The 16,185-nt window shown below is 51.3% G+C and carries 18 protein-coding genes; 8 read left to right on the top strand and 10 right to left on the bottom strand.

Features of this window, described 5'->3' with window-relative positions:
- Positions 1-79 precede the first annotated feature (79 nt).
- The 5 genes from OGY08_RS12985 to OGY08_RS12965 form a co-directional block, all read right to left on the bottom strand.
- Positions 80-535 carry an HIT family protein gene (locus tag OGY08_RS12985; RefSeq protein WP_008785817.1) on the bottom strand — a complete coding sequence of 152 codons (456 nt, stop codon included), beginning with the start codon at positions 533-535 and terminating at the stop codon, positions 80-82.
- Between the two features lie 44 nt (positions 536-579).
- Positions 580-2,034 (bottom strand): DASS family sodium-coupled anion symporter, encoded by a 1,455-nt coding sequence (locus OGY08_RS12980; RefSeq protein ID WP_003828381.1) that lies wholly within the window; start codon positions 2,032-2,034, stop codon positions 580-582.
- 187 nt (positions 2,035-2,221) lie between these two features.
- The gene (dkgA, locus tag OGY08_RS12975; RefSeq protein WP_032945014.1) at positions 2,222-3,049 is read right to left on the bottom strand and encodes a 2,5-didehydrogluconate reductase DkgA; all 828 of its coding nucleotides are present in this window, start codon (positions 3,047-3,049) and stop codon (positions 2,222-2,224) included.
- 224 nt (positions 3,050-3,273) lie between these two features.
- Positions 3,274-4,437, bottom strand: coding sequence for an alcohol dehydrogenase (yqhD, locus tag OGY08_RS12970; RefSeq protein WP_125362894.1), 1,164 nt, complete (start codon positions 4,435-4,437; stop codon positions 3,274-3,276).
- Between the two features lie 12 nt (positions 4,438-4,449).
- Entirely contained in the window at positions 4,450-4,593 is a 144-nt protein-coding gene (locus tag OGY08_RS12965) for a hypothetical protein (protein WP_286565898.1), read from the bottom strand.
- 38 nt (positions 4,594-4,631) lie between these two features.
- On the opposite strand from OGY08_RS12965, the gene OGY08_RS12960 reads away from it, so the two are divergent.
- Entirely contained in the window at positions 4,632-5,531 is a 900-nt protein-coding gene (locus OGY08_RS12960; RefSeq protein ID WP_125362895.1) for an AraC family transcriptional regulator, read from the top strand.
- Positions 5,532-5,601: 70 nt separating this feature from the next.
- On the opposite strand, the gene yghB is transcribed toward OGY08_RS12960, so the two are convergent.
- Together yghB and metC are read right to left on the bottom strand one after the other, a co-directional pair.
- Positions 5,602-6,261: a DedA family general envelope maintenance protein YghB gene (gene yghB / locus OGY08_RS12955; protein ID WP_003024510.1), complete on the bottom strand. Its 660-nt coding sequence runs from the start codon at positions 6,259-6,261 to the stop codon at positions 5,602-5,604.
- Positions 6,262-6,392: 131 nt separating this feature from the next.
- Positions 6,393-7,580: a cystathionine beta-lyase gene (metC, locus tag OGY08_RS12950; protein ID WP_125362896.1), complete on the bottom strand. Its 1,188-nt coding sequence runs from the start codon at positions 7,578-7,580 to the stop codon at positions 6,393-6,395.
- A 250-nt stretch (positions 7,581-7,830) separates the two neighbouring features.
- On the opposite strand from metC, the gene exbB reads away from it, so the two are divergent.
- Complete coding sequence (gene exbB / locus OGY08_RS12945) at positions 7,831-8,565, top strand: tol-pal system-associated acyl-CoA thioesterase (RefSeq protein WP_032945006.1); 735 nt, start codon at positions 7,831-7,833, stop codon at positions 8,563-8,565.
- Positions 8,566-8,571: 6 nt separating this feature from the next.
- Positions 8,572-8,997, top strand: a complete 426-nt coding sequence (gene exbD / locus OGY08_RS12940; RefSeq protein WP_008785812.1) for a TonB system transport protein ExbD — start codon at positions 8,572-8,574, stop codon at positions 8,995-8,997.
- A 77-nt stretch (positions 8,998-9,074) separates the two neighbouring features.
- On the opposite strand, the gene OGY08_RS12935 is transcribed toward exbD, so the two are convergent.
- Positions 9,075-9,482 carry a cytoplasmic protein gene (locus OGY08_RS12935; RefSeq protein ID WP_125362897.1) on the bottom strand — a complete coding sequence of 136 codons (408 nt, stop codon included), beginning with the start codon at positions 9,480-9,482 and terminating at the stop codon, positions 9,075-9,077.
- Position 9,483: 1 nt separating this feature from the next.
- Positions 9,484-9,888: a hypothetical protein gene (locus OGY08_RS12930; RefSeq protein ID WP_008785810.1), complete on the bottom strand. Its 405-nt coding sequence runs from the start codon at positions 9,886-9,888 to the stop codon at positions 9,484-9,486.
- Between the two features lie 104 nt (positions 9,889-9,992).
- Between OGY08_RS12930 and OGY08_RS12925 the strand changes: the two genes are divergently transcribed.
- Complete coding sequence (locus OGY08_RS12925; protein WP_008785809.1) at positions 9,993-10,496, top strand: ESA_00282 family adhesion-associated protein; 504 nt, start codon at positions 9,993-9,995, stop codon at positions 10,494-10,496.
- A gap of 68 nt (positions 10,497-10,564) precedes the next feature.
- Here OGY08_RS12925 and OGY08_RS12920 read toward each other — a convergent pair whose 3' ends face one another.
- The gene (locus tag OGY08_RS12920; RefSeq protein WP_032945003.1) at positions 10,565-11,605 is read right to left on the bottom strand and encodes an aldo/keto reductase; all 1,041 of its coding nucleotides are present in this window, start codon (positions 11,603-11,605) and stop codon (positions 10,565-10,567) included.
- Between the two features lie 155 nt (positions 11,606-11,760).
- Here OGY08_RS12920 and yghX point away from each other — a divergent pair, with 155 nt between their 5' ends.
- From yghX to hybO, 4 genes are all read left to right on the top strand, one after another.
- Positions 11,761-12,648, top strand: coding sequence for a YghX family hydrolase (gene yghX / locus OGY08_RS12915; protein ID WP_125362914.1), 888 nt, complete (start codon positions 11,761-11,763; stop codon positions 12,646-12,648).
- Positions 12,649-12,863: 215 nt separating this feature from the next.
- On the top strand, positions 12,864-14,504 hold the full coding sequence (locus tag OGY08_RS12910) for a methyl-accepting chemotaxis protein (protein ID WP_008785806.1): 1,641 nt from the start codon (positions 12,864-12,866) through the stop codon (positions 14,502-14,504).
- An 84-nt stretch (positions 14,505-14,588) separates the two neighbouring features.
- On the top strand, positions 14,589-14,876 hold the full coding sequence (locus OGY08_RS12905; protein ID WP_003024490.1) for a DUF2623 family protein: 288 nt from the start codon (positions 14,589-14,591) through the stop codon (positions 14,874-14,876).
- 188 nt (positions 14,877-15,064) lie between these two features.
- A complete protein-coding gene (gene hybO, locus OGY08_RS12900; RefSeq protein WP_003024486.1) occupies positions 15,065-16,183 on the top strand; it encodes a hydrogenase 2 small subunit in 1,119 nt (372 codons plus the stop codon).
- The last annotated feature ends 2 nt before the right edge of the window (positions 16,184-16,185 follow it).

Here is a 16,185-nt window from a genome sequence, read left to right as displayed (position 1 = left end):
CTTATCAGGCCTACGAATAGAACAGTTTTGTAGGCCGGATAAGGTGCTTGAACCGCCATCCGGCAAAGAGACACAGTATTTATGCTTCACGAATTCTGGCCGCTAATGCGGCCAGTTTTGCATCATCCGCCCGTTCATGATCGTGTGACGAAAGATATCCTTCATACTGCTCGAAAAATTTGTTCTGCCGCGCTTCAATCGGTTTCCAGTGGGTTAGATCGCCAGTGCCATGCATGGGGCTTAATTTGCTGTGCACATGGTCTACGCCGAAACCTTCGAAGAACATACCCGTACGACTGACATCCGGGAAAGCCTTATCCAGTTTCTTAGCCACTTTTTGGGTCGCCAGCATCAGATCAGCCAGTGCCTGCGGCGGCATATCGAAGGCATAGCTGGGATAATGCTTTTTCGGGATCACCACGGTAAAACCGTCGGTGTTCGGGAAAATCGACAGAAAAGCCAGATGATGCTCGTCTTCCCAGACCTTATGGCAGGGTGCTTTACCTTCAACTATTTGACAGAAAATACAGGTCATTCCTTTTCTCCGCAGGTAAGGTGATTCGTCAGGACGCAGTCAGTTTAGTACAGACCCAACACCTTCCACCACATCAGACCCACGGTGATAAACACCGCCTGGTTAAACAAGCTGATGATAAATCCTGTACGCCACCAGACGCCCGTTGGAACGTACCCGGCACCAAACAGGATTGGACCGCGAGCATGGGTGTACTGGGTGAGCGAGCAGTACAAACTGCTGGTGAAGGCCAGCATTAATGCCGTGGGGGCTGCGGGAATATTCAGATGCAGACCGACACCAAGGAAAACGGCGTACAGCGCGGCAATCTGTGCATTACCGCTGGCAAAAAAGTAGTGGGTATAGAAGTAGGCGGCGTTCAGCAGCAGCAGGACGATCACCCAACTGGTACCGTGCATAGTACTGCTCAGGCTATCGCCGATCAGATTGCCAAACCAGGTGGTGAAGCCCAGTTTTTTCAGCTGGTTCGCCATCATCAACAGCGCGGCAAACCAAATCAGTGTGTCCCATGCGCCTTTCTCGCTCTTCACATCTTCCCAGCTCAGAACGCCGCTTAGCAATAAAATGGACAGTCCCACGAACGAGGCAGTGGTGGCGTCGACACCTAACGTATCGCCAAAAATCCACAGCACCAGCAGCACGCCGACGGTAGCCAGCATCAGCCATTCGCCGCGAGACATACTGCCCATTTCCGCCAGCTCTTTGCGCGCCAGGTTAGGGGCATCCGGCGTGTGTTTAATTTCCGGGCGCACGATCCAGTAGACCAGCAGTGGAACCAGCAGTAATGACACAAGGCATGGCAGCAGCGCCGCCATAAACCAGCCGCCCCAGGTCAGCGTGACGCCCGCATTGGCCGCCAGCTTCACCGCCAACAGGTTGCCGGTATAGCCGGTCATAAAGAGCGCGGCGGTGACGTCGTTGACGTTGCCAATACAGGTGATAAGAAAGGTACCGATTTTACTGCGGGACTCATCTTCCGGGTTCGAATGGAAACTGCGTGCCAGAGAGTCAGCAATCGGATAGATGACGCCGCCGCAGCGTGCTGTATTACTCGGCATTGCCGGGGAGAGGATCAGATCGGCAAAGGCCAGACCATAGGCGAGTCCCAGCGTGCGCTTGCCGAGCAGACGGATCATCTGCAGCGCAATGCGTCGTCCGAGGCCGGTTTTGATAAACCCGCGGGCAATCATAAAAGCCACGACGATAAGCCAGATAAGTGAACTGTTCAGCTCACTCAGTGCCGTGGTGATAGCGCCGCTGGCGGTTTTATCCCCGGCAGCATAGGCGAGTGCAAAAACCGTAATCCCAATAATGCCGACCGCGCCGATGGGTAAAACTTTTGCCACGATAGAGGCAATAGTCGCGACGAAAATGATTGCCGAATGCCAGGCTGGCGCACTTAGCCCGGAAGGTGGAGTAAGCTGCCACAGTCCGGCAGAAATGAATATTATAAGAATTAATGGGAGCCATTTGACTCCGCTACTTTTTTTCTCAGTCACGTTTACGCACCTATAGATATGGTGAATATATTCATCAAATAAATATATTTATTTAATAATTAACAGGTTATGTTGCGTAATGCTGCTCCAGCGACTGCAAGAAATACATCAATATATATGTGTGAATTGTTTCCTGATATTTCAAATCAGTAAAGGCCCGACGAGAGTGTCGGGCTGGAGGAAGGGGTTAACCGCCGAACTGATCCGGGTCTGGCCCCAGACGTTTGCCCTGATCGAGTTTCGCGATTTCGCCTAATTCGTCTTTATCCAGGCGGAAGTCCCAGACGTTAAAGTTTTCTGCGATACGCGCAGGGGTGACCGATTTTGGAATCACCACCAGCCCGCTATCCAGATGCCAGCGGATGACAATCTGCGCCGGTGATTTGCCATATTTCTCAGCGAGGTCACGGATGATCTTTTGATCAAAGACGTCTTTGCCGCCCTGCGCCAGCGGGCTCCAGGATTCGGTCTGGATTTTATGCGTTGCGTTCCAGGCATGCAGTTGGCGCTGTTGCATAAGCGGATGAAGTTCGATCTGGTTAATCACCGGAGGTACGCCGGTTTCATCCATCAACCGCTGGAGATGATTGATCTGAAAGTTGCACACGCCGATGCTCTTAATCAGCCCTTCTTTTTGCAGGTCGATCATGTTTTCCCACGCTTCAACGTAGTGGTCAATCGCCGGAACCGGCCAGTGCATCAGGTATAGATCGAGGTAATCAAGCTGGAGTTTTTCCATGCTTTCGAGCAAGGCTTCCCGGGGGCGTTTTTGGTCATCATTCCACAGCTTGGTGGTGATGAATAACTCGTCCCGTGGTACGCCAGCATCGCGTATTGCTTTGCCGACACCTTCTTCGTTTTTGTACGCCGCAGCGGTATCAATTGAGCGATACCCCACTTCCAGCGCTTTATGAATGGCGGTGATGACTTCTTCGTTGCTTGCCTTCCAGACCCCCAGGCCCAGTTGTGGCATGACGTTACCATCCTGTAGCTTGATAATGGTTGGACTGGTCATAATTCCCCCCCACACTTAATCCTTCAGGCTGCCTCTTTGTTGGCTGCTTGCGTTTACCCCGGTCACGTACTTATGTACGCTCCCGGGGATTCACTTAATTGCCGCCTCGATGCCTCATGAATGATTGGGTGTAAATTGAGTTCACCGGGGCAGCCCCCGGTGAGTTAGGTGTGACTTAAGCCTGGTATAAATACCCAAAAACGAAAGGCGGAGGTTAAAAAACCTTAGCGGGCAGCTTCGTAAATCCGACGGCTGACTTCAAGCGTAATGTCCTGATGTTCGCCCAGTTGCGTACCACCGTGTGCTTCCAGTTTTTCCAGCAATGCCGGGATGGAGCTACCGTCCAGGCCATAGTCAGACAGGCGAGTGGGTACGCCCATTTGTTCGAAGAAAGCGCGGGTAGCGGCAATGGCGGCGTCGATGCGCTGGTCGTCGGAACCTTCGGTGATATTCCAGATACGCTCTGCGTATTGCAGCAGTTTGGCACGCTTGGTATCACGTTTTTCATTCCACAGCGCTGGCAGAACGATGGCCAGCGTTTGAGCATGATCCAGACCGTGCATTGCGGTCAGTTCATGGCCCAGCATATGCGTTGCCCAGTCCTGCGGTACGCCTGCGCCAATCAGGCCGTTCAGCGCCTGGGTTGCCGCCCACATAACGTTCGCACGCACGTTGTAGTTTTCCGGCTCCTGCAAGGCTTTCGGACCTTCTTCTACCAGCGTGAGCAGAATGCCTTCGGCAAAGCGATCCTGAATTTTCCCGTCTACCGGATAAGTCACATACTGTTCCACGGTATGAACAAAAGCATCCACAACGCCGTTTGCAACCTGACGCGGCGGCAGGGTGTAGGTGTAAACCGGATCCAGTACGGCAAACACTGGCTGCACGAACGGGGTCATAAAGGCCAGTTTATCGCCGGTGGTTTTACGCGAAATTACCGCGCCGGAGTTAGATTCAGAGCCGGTTGCAGGCAGGGTTAATACGGAGCCCATCGGGATGGCGCTTGTTACGTCGTGGCCGTGGGTTTCCAGAATGCGCCATGGATCGATGCCATCAGCGTACTGTGCCGCTGCCGCGATGAATTTGGTGCCGTCCAGCACTGAACCGCCACCTACCGCCAGCAGAAACGTCACTTTCTCATCACGCACGATTTTTACTGCGTTCATCAGCGTTTCGTAAGACGGGTTTGGCTCGATACCGCCAAACTCCAGCACATCCAGGCCTTTCAGCGCGTCCTGAACCTGTGCCAGGACGCCAGTTTTTTTCACGCTGCCGCCGCCATAGGTAACCAGTACGCGAGCGTCCTGAGGAATTTGATCGCGCAGTTCAGCAATCGCGCCTTTACCAAACAAAATACGTGTTGGGGTATGGAGATTAAAGTTGTTCATTGCTCATTCCCTTTAGTGGGTAATAAAAGAGGGCAGGTGAGTGTCTGCCGGATGATGAACATTGTGGTCGCCCGCCGCGTTGCTCTCAATGCTCATTTCTGCCGATGTCTTGCCCATTTCTACAGACTGCTGGAGAAAACGGATAAATCTGCGCATTATGTCAGGGTCGAAAACCGATGATGAAATGGTGCCCCATGAACCGTGATGAGATCTGTCTTCTGCTGACAGATAAAATTAAGCAGCTGAAAAGCAATGAAAATAGACTTAACGAACTGCTGCCAGATGTCCGCCTGCTACACGGTACGGAGCCGGCGGCGCGTACACCGGTCATGTATCAGCCAGGCATCATATTTCTCTTTTCGGGACATAAAATTGGTTACATCAATGAGCGCGTATTTCGCTATGACGCCAACGAATACCTGCTGCTAACCGTACCTTTACCCTTTGAATGTGAAACCTATGCGACGCCGGAGGTTCCTCTGGCCGGTATTTATCTGAATGTCGATATCCTGCAATTGCAGGAGCTGCTGATGGACATTGGGGAAGACGAGCTGTTCCAGCCCGCCATGGCGGCCAGCGGGATTAACTCTGCAACGCTCTCTGACGAAATTCTCTGCGCTGCTGAGCGCCTGCTGGATGTGATGGAGCGACCGCTGGATGCGCGCATCCTGGGGAAACAGATTATTCGCGAGATCCTCTACCATGTGCTGACCGGACCGCGCGGCGGCGCGTTACTTGCTCTGGTCAGTCGCCAGACGCATTTCAGTTTGATAAGCCGGGTGCTGAAGCGGATTGAAACCAAGTACACCGAAAACCTCAATGTAGAACAGCTGGCGGCAGAGGCGAACATGAGCGTGTCGGCGTTTCATCATAATTTTAAAGCGGTGACCAGCACGTCGCCGCTGCAATATCTTAAGAGCTATCGCCTGCATAAAGCACGGATGATGATGGTTCACGATGGGATGAAGGCCAGTGCGGCTGCCATGCGCGTCGGCTATGAGAGCGCATCGCAATTCAGTCGGGAGTTCAAACGTTTCTTTGGCGTAACGCCGGGGGAAGATGCGGCAAGAATTCGTATGATGCAGGGGAGTTGATTTCTTGTAGGCCTTAAAACCGCGCGCCATCAGGCATAATGCCGGGAATTACCCCGGCCACGGATAATACTCAGGCGCTACAGTATTTTTTTTTAATCACCACGAACAATGTTCCCAACAGACCTGCGGTTAACAGGGCAATCGGCAGGATCATTAGAAAGGTCATCACCTGATCTTCATGGCGTTTAACGAACGGGATCATGCTCAGCGCATAGCCGAAACTGGTGACGACGGTGACCCACAGCAGGCCACTCAGCCAGTTAAAAAACTGGAACCGACGGTTAGGAAGCCCTGAAATGCCCGCCATCGTTGGCAGCAAGGTGCGAACAAACGCCAGGAAACGCCCTGCCAGCAGCGCCATCAGACCGTGTTGGTCAAACATGCAGGTCGCGCGCTGATGGTATTTTTCCGGTAATTGCGCCAACCAGCCTTTCACCGTGCGCGTGTTGCCTAGCCAGCGTCCCTGAATATAACTCAGCCAGCAGCCCAGACTGGCTGCGGCCGTCAGAATAGCTATGGTAGGTAAAAAACTCATCACGTCCTGAGCGATCAGCGCTCCTGCCAGTAATAACAGGCTGTCTCCGGGTAAAAAGGAGGCGGGCAGCAGGCCATTTTCTAAAAACAGCGTGGCGAACATGACGAAGTACACCACGCTCACAACGTGCGGATCCGCCAGTGCGGCAAAATCGTGTTGCCAGAGCGCGGAGACAATATCTTGAATGACTACCATGGACTTTCCTGTGGAACAGCATTTATGTGTGGATTGTACTCCTGAATTGCCCGGGATGCCTTGATCCCGGACGCAACAATTGCAGACTTTTCCACCAGAAGTGTCTGCATATATGTCCATCTGTGGCAATTTTACTCGATTCGGGCAAATCCTGCGGCCAAATCGGCAATCAGATCGTCAACATTCTCTAAACCGATATGTAAACGGATGAGCGTTCCGCTGAAATCCACCTCGCCTTGCGGACGGATTGCCGCAATGTGTTCCGGCTGGTTGGCGAGAATCAGCGACTCAAAACCGCCCCAGGAGTAGGCCATACTGAACAGGCTGAAGTGATCCAGATACGCAGCAAGCTCCTCATTATTGAGCTTCTTATTCAATACAAAGGAGAACAGGCCGCTGCTGCCGGTAAAATCACGCTTCCAGAATTTATGCCCTTTACTGCCGGGCAGTGCCGGGTGGTTCACGCGGGCGACCTGCGGATGGCTGGCCAGCCACTCGGCGACCTTTAAGCTGCTTTCATGGTGCTGACGCAGGCGAACGCTCAGCGTACGCAGTCCACGGCTGGTCATATAGGCGGTATCGGCGTCCAGCATTTGCCCCATCAGATAGGCATTTTCGCGCAGTTGATCCCAGCAGCGGGCATTAGATACTGCCGTGCCGACCATGCCGTCAGAATGACCAATCAGATATTTGGTGCCTGCCTGAATAGAGATATCAATGCCAAAATCCAACGCTTTGAACAGCACCCCGGCAGCCCAGGTGTTATCAATCATGATGATTGCATCCGGCGCGACGCTTCTGACGGCGGCAACAATAGCTGGAACATCATGCACTTCCATAGTGACAGAGCCGGGAGATTCCAGAAATACGACTTTCGTGTTCGGCTGTATGTGCTTAACGATATCGGCGCCAACCAGCGGATCGAACCAGCCGGTGGACACGCCGAGCTTGCCGAGAATTTTGGTACAGAAATCCTGACTGGGTTCATAGGCTGTGTTGGTCATCAGCACATGATCCCCTTGCTCCACAAAGGCAAGGATGGTGTTGGCAACGGCCGCCGCACCGCAGGGGAACAGCGCGCAACCCGCACCACCTTCCAGTTCGCACATCGCTTCCTGCAGAGAGAAATGCGTCAGGGTTCCGCGACGCCCATAGAAAAGCGCACCGTTCGCCCGGTTGTGCGTGGCCTGTTTTTTAGCCTCTACGGTGTCAAAAACCAGCGAAGAAGCGCGCTGGATCACGCTATTTACCGAGCCCAGCGTGTACTTTTTACTGCGTCCTGCGTGAACGAGTTTGGTTTCAAGTTGTTTATCTGCCATGTTGTCTTACCTGTTTTTATACGTCTGGATGTCTAAACTACCATGAATCAAAGATGACGCATCCTGCAGAACGGTCATACAGTAGAAAATAATCTCAAAATGCTTCTGGTGACTTTTTTACTGCGTAAGCGCAAGGAAAAGAAACCAAAGGTGCGGCAATATGTAAATAGTAATGAGAACGACTATCAATTCGACGTCGTTTTGATATGATTACGCTCAGATTTTGTGATTTGCGTCCTGGAGATACAGAGTGGGTAATAATTTGATGCAGACGGATCTTTCCGTCTGGGGTATGTATCAGCACGCCGATATCGTGGTTAAGTGCGTGATGATTGGGCTGATTTTGGCGTCAGTGGTCACCTGGGCTATCTTCTTTAGTAAGAGCCTTGAGTTCTTTACTCAGAAACGCCGCCTTAAGCGTGAACAGCAACTGCTGGCGGAAGCCCGCTCTTTAGATCAGGCAAGTGAAATTGCCGCAGGATTCGATGGCAAAAGCCTGGGCGCACAGTTGATTAACGAAGCGCAGAACGAGCTGGAACTGTCAGAAGGCAGCGACGATAACGAAGGCATTAAAGAGCGTACCGGCTTCCGTCTGGAGCGTCGTGTGGCGGCGGTAGGTCGTCATATGGGCCGCGGTAACGGATACCTGGCCACCATCGGGGCTATCTCTCCATTCGTCGGTCTGTTCGGTACCGTATGGGGCATCATGAATAGCTTCATCGGGATTGCACAAACTCAAACGACCAACCTCGCCGTTGTTGCGCCGGGTATTGCAGAAGCGCTGTTAGCGACCGCAATCGGTCTGGTCGCAGCAATTCCAGCGGTTGTTATCTACAACATTTTCGCACGTCAGATTGGCAGCTATAAAGCGATGCTGGGCGACGTCGCGGCACAGGTGCTGTTGCTGCAAAGTCGCGATCTGGACCTGAATGCAAGCGCGTCCGCGCATCCGGTACGTTCAGCGCAGAAATTACGTGTAGGATAATGTTCCATGGCTATGAGCTTTAATGAAAACCTGGACGATAACGGTGAAATGCATGAAATCAACGTGACGCCGTTTATCGACGTTATGTTGGTTTTATTGATCATCTTTATGGTTGCCGCGCCGTTGGCAACCGTAGATGTGAAGGTGAATCTCCCTGCCTCCACCAGCACGCCGCAGCCGCGTCCGGAAAAACCGGTTTACCTGTCAGTTAAAGCCGATAAGAGTATGTTTATTGGCAACAATCAGGTGACGGATGAAACCATGATTAACGAGCTAAATGCGTTAACTGACGGGAAGAAAGACACCACGATTTTCTTCCGGGCAGATAAAACCGTTGATTATGAGACCATGATGAAGGTGATGGATACGCTGCATCAGGCGGGCTTCCTGAAGATTGGTCTGGTTGGCGAAGAGACTGTGAAAGCGAAGTAATCTTCCTCATTGCCGGGTAATGGTTGCCGCCTTACCCGGCGTGTCTCTCCTGATTCAACTCCCTCGCACACTTGTTCTTATCTGTTCTCATCTAACGCGACCGTGGTTATCCTGGTGGGTTCGTAGTTCCCTTCAGACAGCTTTCGCGTCAGGCGTAAGGTGGCCGTTTCCCGCGCGAGTATATGCTGGTAGGTGCTTTCCAGTCGGGCCATGATTTTGTCCCGCAGTTCTGGTTGCTGCTCCATAATGGCTTCGATCGCGGCACCGTAGATCTCTTCTTTAGCCTGTAGCGAGTAAATTTCACGGCGATTTTGCCATTTCATCCGCACCAGTGCAGCGGGAATAGAGACTATCTCCTGAGCAACGCTTTCCAGTGTCGCGGTTTTATTGGCAATCAACACGGCTAAATTTTTCTTTAAGACAAACTCATCGCTTTTATGGTTATCTAAAGCCAAATAAACATTATTATCCTCAACATCTTTCATTTTATTTCTCTTCCAGAGAATAAAAAATAGGGTCGCTGGTCTCACGGGTAATTAAATTAAGCCAAATTTTGTTGCCCTGTTCATTTATGATGGCTGTTTTTTGAGTCAAAATTTTACTTAATTCTTGTGCATTAATGTCGCCTTCTGCCTGTAGTGAATTGAGCAGGCGAGAGAATGACTCAATTTTTGCTGCACGAAATAGACGCTCTTTTAAATGGCGGTCGCACTCTTCAAATAGCATATTTCGTGACTGGCCGGTAGCAGCAGAGCTAATCAAAATATCGGATTCGTAATCGCTTAATGTTATCTTCCCCTGAGTCAAATTTTCACTATTATCTGTGGAGGTGGTATTGTCAGGTGAGCTGGATAAGTGAAAACGCGAGGGAACAAGATGCTCGGGAAGCATGTTGAAATATCCTTTGATGCCAATGATATGTTGTTTTAAATAAACCATGCCGCGTTGACAATAGCATGGCGTAATTTTAAAATCAAAAAAAATGGAGCCAGTATATGAACAGTATATTTTATTCTGTTATTACCCTGCTATTGCTGACCTGCGGGGTACTTTTGTTGATGCGCAGTGCAAATAAAAACCGTAATGCAGAAAATGGATACGCTGAAAACCAGCCGGAAATACTGAGTAAAGAAGAGGGTGAAGATCATTTCTCGGTACTGATGAATTCGATTACTCCGGTTTGGTATTGGCGTGTCAATCACGAATATATCGATTTTATCCACTCGACGATCAAACGGATGACAATGGTGGAGCTGAATGAGACGCCAGGGCTATTTGATGCACAGCGGCGTTGCAGCGATCTCAACTCTGCGGTGTATAAATATTACGACAATATTAAAAAACGCTGTCTGAGTGGCGAGAAAGTCCCGCATGCCGATTTGGACGTGCTTAACTTACGTCAGTGCTTCAGGGAGTTCAGCCTGGAAGCCTATCCTGCACTTGTCGCGCTGGTGTGGCCGGAATATCAGCGCCCAGAAATCAAAGCAGAAGAGGTGTGAGGGACTGGCTGGCCCGTATTACGTACCGGGGAGGCTAACGCCGCCACCCGGCACGGTGTTACCTACGGTTATTTGTCAGATGAGGCCTGCCACAGGTTCAGCTTACCGTCCGCGACGTGCTTATCGATCTGCGCCAGTTCTTCGGCGCTGAACGTCAGATTCGCCAGCGCCTGAACGTTTTCTTCCAGTTGCTCCGGTCGACTGGCGCCAATCAATACCGACGTTACCCTGTTGTCTTTTAGCAGCCAGCTTAAGGCCATTTGTGCCATCGACTGTCCACGCTGTTGCGCCATCTCATTAAGCAAGCGCAGGCTGGTAAGGTTTTCTTCCGTCAGCATGTTTTCCGTTAACCCACGAACTTTTTTCCCTTCACGCTGCATGCGTGAACCTTCCGGAATACCGTTGAGGTATTTCCCCGTCAGCAGTCCCTGAGCCAGCGGCGTAAATGCGATGCAGCCCATGCCGTTGGATTCCAGAGTATCCAGCAGGCCGCTGCTGTCTACCCAGCGGTTAAGCAGGTTGTAAGACGGCTGATGGATCAGCAATGGAATTTTCCATTCCCGCATCAACTCGGCCATTTTCTGCGTACGTTCCGGAGAATAGGATGAGATGCCGACATACAGCGCTTTACCGCTTTGCACGGCGTGGGCCAGCGCCGAGGCGGTCTCTTCCATTGGCGTATTTTCGTCAACGCGGTGAGAGTAGAAGATATCGACATAGTCGAGACCCATGCGTTTCAGACTCTGGTCGAGGCTGGCGAGCAGGTATTTGCGCGAACCGCCAGAACCGTATGGCCCAGGCCACATGTCATAGCCTGCCTTGGTGGAGATAATCAGTTCATCGCGATAGTGTGCAAAATCCTCGCGCAGTAATCGGCCAAAATTCTCTTCTGCGCTGCCTGGTGGCGGCCCATAGTTATTGGCTAAATCAAAATGCGTGATGCCTAAATCAAATGCTTTACGCAACAGGGCGCGCTGTGAATCCAGCGCCTGAACGTGCCCAAAACTGTGCCATAAACCCAGCGATAGCGCGGGTAAACGCAAACCGCTGCGCCCACAGTAACGATAGAGCATCTGCTCGTAACGTTCAGGATTGGCAAACCAGGCCATGAGATCTCCTTAGTGCAGGTGAATTTCGAAACAACGTTTCTATTCTAGCGGGTTCACGGTGAATATCCCGTTCACCAGGTCACACTGAGATGAAAAACTGGGCAAAAACAGGTCACTGTGCTTTGCTTAAAAAAACATCAATCAGGAGTGCGACGATGCCGCGTTTGACTGCCAAAGATTTTCCGCAAGAACTGCTCGACTACTATGACTATTACGCGCATGGCAAAATAACGAAACGCGAGTTTCTCAATCTGGCAGCGAAATATGCAGTGGGTGGCATGACGGCGTTGGCTTTATTCAATTTATTGAAACCCAATTATGCCCTCGCAACGCAGGTAGAATTTACCGATCCCGATATTCTGGCGGAATATATAACCTATCCTTCGCCTGAAGGGCATGGTGATGTGCGGGGATATTTAGTTAAACCTGCGAAGGTGACAGGGAAAGTTCCGGCGGTGGTGGTAGTGCATGAGAATCGTGGGCTGAATCCGTATATTGAAGATGTGGCGAGACGGGTGGCGAAGGCGGGCTTTATGGTACTTGCACCGGATGGATTAAGTTCGGTAGGAGGATATCCTGGCAATGATGATAAAGGTCGGGAATTGCAGCAGCAGGTTGATCCCGTAAAGTTGATGAATGATTTTTTTGCCGCCATTGAATTTATGCAACATTATTCAGGGACGACGGGAAAGGTAGGTATTACCGGATTTTGCTACGGTGGTGGTGTGTCGAATGCCGCTGCTGTGGCTTTCCCTGAACTGGCCTGCGCGGTGCCTTTTTATGGGCGGCAGGTTCCTGCATCAGATGTCCCTAAAATAAACGCGCCTTTATTACTGCACTATGCGCAATTAGACACACGTATTAATGAGGGATGGCCTGCCTATGAAGCGGCGCTTAAGGCCAATAAGAAAGTCTATGAAGCCTATATCTATCCCGGTGTTAATCATGGCTTTCACAACGATTCGACCCCCCGTTATGATAAAGCTGCCGCTGATTTAGCCTGGGAACGTACTCTTGCGTGGTTTAACAAATATTTGCGATAGAAAACAATAGATTATTTAATGCTTATAACTAATTACCTGAATAATAATGCTACCTAATTTCATTAGCATTCATATTGATATAGTGTGGAGAGATAGTGGATGTACTTAAGAAAGTAAAAAAATAAAGAACGCATTATATCTTCTCTACTGCCTGCCGATAACAAGGATAAGTATCGCCTGATGGCGAATTCCTCATCAACGGCAAGGAAATTATTATGCGTTTGCTGAAAAACTTCACTATTCGTATTGTCATGTTGGCAATACTGGGACTTTTTTGCCTGCTCTGGTCGGGCGTGGGTTTATTCAGTCTTCATTCGTTATCAAAAATATCTGAAGGCAATGATATTGACCGTCATCTTGTCCATCAGATGACGGTTCTCAGTCAGGGCAACGATCAGTACTTTCGCTTCGTAACGCGCTTAAGTCGCGCCATGGATGTCAAAATGAGTGGCGGAACGCCTGATTTTGCGCCAGCGCAACAGTCCCTGGAGAATATGAGCAAAAAACTCCAGGAGATGAAAACATTATCTCCGGGCCCTATGGACCCTGACGTCGCTAACGCAGTACTGACGAAGTGGCAGGCGCTGCTGGACAACGGCGTGATCCCGCAAATGCAGCTGGCGCAGCAGGGAACGCTTACGGCCTTTGCTGAGCATGCCAGCACTATTACACCTGCGTTGAGCCGTGAATTTGGCGCCAGTGCCGAGCGTTTTAACGCCACGGCAGGTGAGCGACTCGATACCACCCGCGTGATGGTCGATGGCAAAACCTCTATCATCCGGACGCTAATTATCACCGCCGTTATCCTTGGGATTGCCCTCCTTTTCTTTACCGACCGCTACCTTGTTTCCATGATGGTGAAACCGCTGGGACGTATTCGCCAACAGTTCCAGCAGATTGCGCAGGGCGATCTCAGCCATCCCATCGAAGATTTTGGTCGTAACTGTGTGGGTCAACTGGTGCCGTTATTGTGCGCGATGCAGGATAGCCTACGTGAAGCCGTCAGTACCATCCGTTCAGGTAGTGACAACATCTGGCGAGGGGCGACGGAAATTTCGACCGGCAATAACGATCTCTCCTCACGTACTGAAGAGCAGGCTGCGGCACTGGAAGAGACCGCTGCCAGCATGGAGCAACTGACCGCAACGGTAAAACTGAACGCAGAAAATGCGCGTGAAGCCAGCCAACTTGCCGATACGGCCACAGAAACGGCAGGCAAAGGGAGCACGTTGGTTTCAGAAGTGGTAGAGACGATGGACGGCATTGCCGCCAGCTCTAAACAGATCGCGGAAATCACGTCAGTTATTAATAGCATTGCTTTCCAGACCAACATTCTGGCGCTGAACGCGGCGGTTGAAGCAGCCAGGGCAGGCGAGCAGGGGCGCGGTTTTGCCGTCGTCGCCGGTGAAGTACGTAACCTTGCCAGTCGCAGCGCCGGGGCGGCGAAAGAGATTGAGACGCTGATTGGCGAGTCATCGCGTCGTGTTGATCAGGGTGCTCGTCTGGTTAAAGAAACAGGATTAACCATGGAGGCGATTCTGCGCGGCGCCACCGAAGTGACTGTCATCATGAAGCAAATTGCCTCTGCCTCGGAAGAACAGAATAAGGGTATCTCGCAGGTGAGCGTGGCGATCACGCAGATGGACAGCGTAACGCAACAGAATGCTGCGCTGGTAGAACAAGTTTCCGCCGCGGCAGTGGCGCTGGAACGACAAACAGAGGAGCTGCAACGCTCGGTGCAACAGTTCCGCCTTTCCGCTAATGATGTGCAATACGCAGCCAGCCAAACCACTTCCTCTTCAGCAGACAGCAAAACGTCTGCGGCCGCTAAAACGGATGAGTGGGTGTCCTTTTAAGCCGTTATAAAAAGTTCGTGATACCTCTGGTTTTTGCTTAAAAAATCGCTATATAATTTATTATATAGCGATTGGAGGTTATGCATGGACAACCATTTTGGTAAAGGTCTGATGGCCGGATTAAACGCCTCAAGTGCGGACAGTGCACGCTCAGTGGCGAATTTTTGTGCGGATTATAAGCGTGGTTTTGTGCTGGGATTTTCACATCGAATGTTTGAAAAAACGGGCGATCGACAGCTCAGCGCGTGGGAAGCAGGGATCCTGACGCGCCGTTATGGGCTGGATAAAGAGATGGTGATGGATTTCTTTAAAGAGAACCAGTCCAGTACAACAATTCGGTTTTTCATGGCCGGCTATCGACTCGAAGCTTGATCCGAAAGGGGTATTATCTTGCTTTAATTAATTACACTATTGACCTACGCCTTCGTTTTGTTGCTCCGCCGAAGTATTATAATGCACATAACCATATAAAAAGTGTGGTAATGGCGCGCCGATCGCAATATGCAACATGCGAATGGTGCAAAATAAAAGCCAGGTCTTCGCAACGGAATAACTATAAAATGACTGGAGATAACTCTCTCATCAATTCGAGCGGCATTAATCGCCGTGATTTCATGAAGCTTTGTGCAGCACTGGCCGCTACCATGGGGCTCAGTAGCAAAGCCGCCGCAGAAATGGCCGAATCAGTTTCTCGTCCTCAGCGCCCACCGGTTATCTGGATTGGTGCTCAGGAGTGTACGGGTTGTACTGAATCGCTGCTTCGCGCGACACACCCTACAGTGGAAAACCTCGTTCTGGAGACAATCTCTCTGGAATACCATGAGGTGCTCTCTGCCGCCTTCGGCCATCAGGTCGAAGAGAACAAACATAACGCTCTGGAGAAGTACAAAGGGCAATATGTTCTGGTAGTAGATGGTTCTATCCCACTGAAAGATAATGGTATTTACTGCATGGTTGCCGGCGAGCCGATCGTGGATCACATCCGCCGGGCCGCAGAAGGCGCAGCCGCTATCATTGCCATCGGCTCTTGCGCCGCGTGGGGTGGTGTTGCTGCCGCTGGCGTTAACCCAACGGGTGCCGTCGGCCTGCAAGAAGTTCTGCCAGGCAAAACCATCATCAACATCCCCGGCTGTCCGCCGAACCCGCATAACTTCCTCGCAACGGTCGCGCATATCATCACTTATGGTAAGCCGCCGAAGCTGGATACCAAAAACCGTCCGACATTCGCCTATGGCCGTTTGATTCACGAACACTGCGAACGTCGCCCGCACTTCGATGCTGGTCGTTTTGCTAAAGAGTTTGGTGATGAAGGCCACCGTGAAGGTTGGTGCCTCTACCATCTGGGCTGTAAAGGACCAGAAACCTACGGCAACTGCTCAACGCTGCAATTCTGCGATGTGGGCGGCGTGTGGCCGGTGGCTATCGGTCACCCTTGCTACGGCTGTAACGAAGAAGGCGTCGGCTTCCATAAAGGTATTCACCAGCTTGCTCATGTGGAAAACCAAACGCCGCGTTCCGAGAAACCTGACGTCAACATGAAAGAAGGCGGCAATGTTTCTGCCGGAGCGATTGGACTGCTGGGTGGCGTAGTAGGACTGGTTGCCGGTGTCAGCGTGATGGCGGTTCGTGAACTGGGGCGTCAGCAGAAGAAAGATAACGCTGACTCACGGGGAGAATAACC

The organism is Citrobacter sp. Cpo069, assembly GCF_030332785.1.
GTDB classification, from domain to species: Bacteria; Pseudomonadota; Gammaproteobacteria; order Enterobacterales; family Enterobacteriaceae; genus Citrobacter; species Citrobacter portucalensis.
Note: the sequence above shows the minus strand (reverse complement) of the source record. Positions and strands in the feature narration are given on the sequence as shown.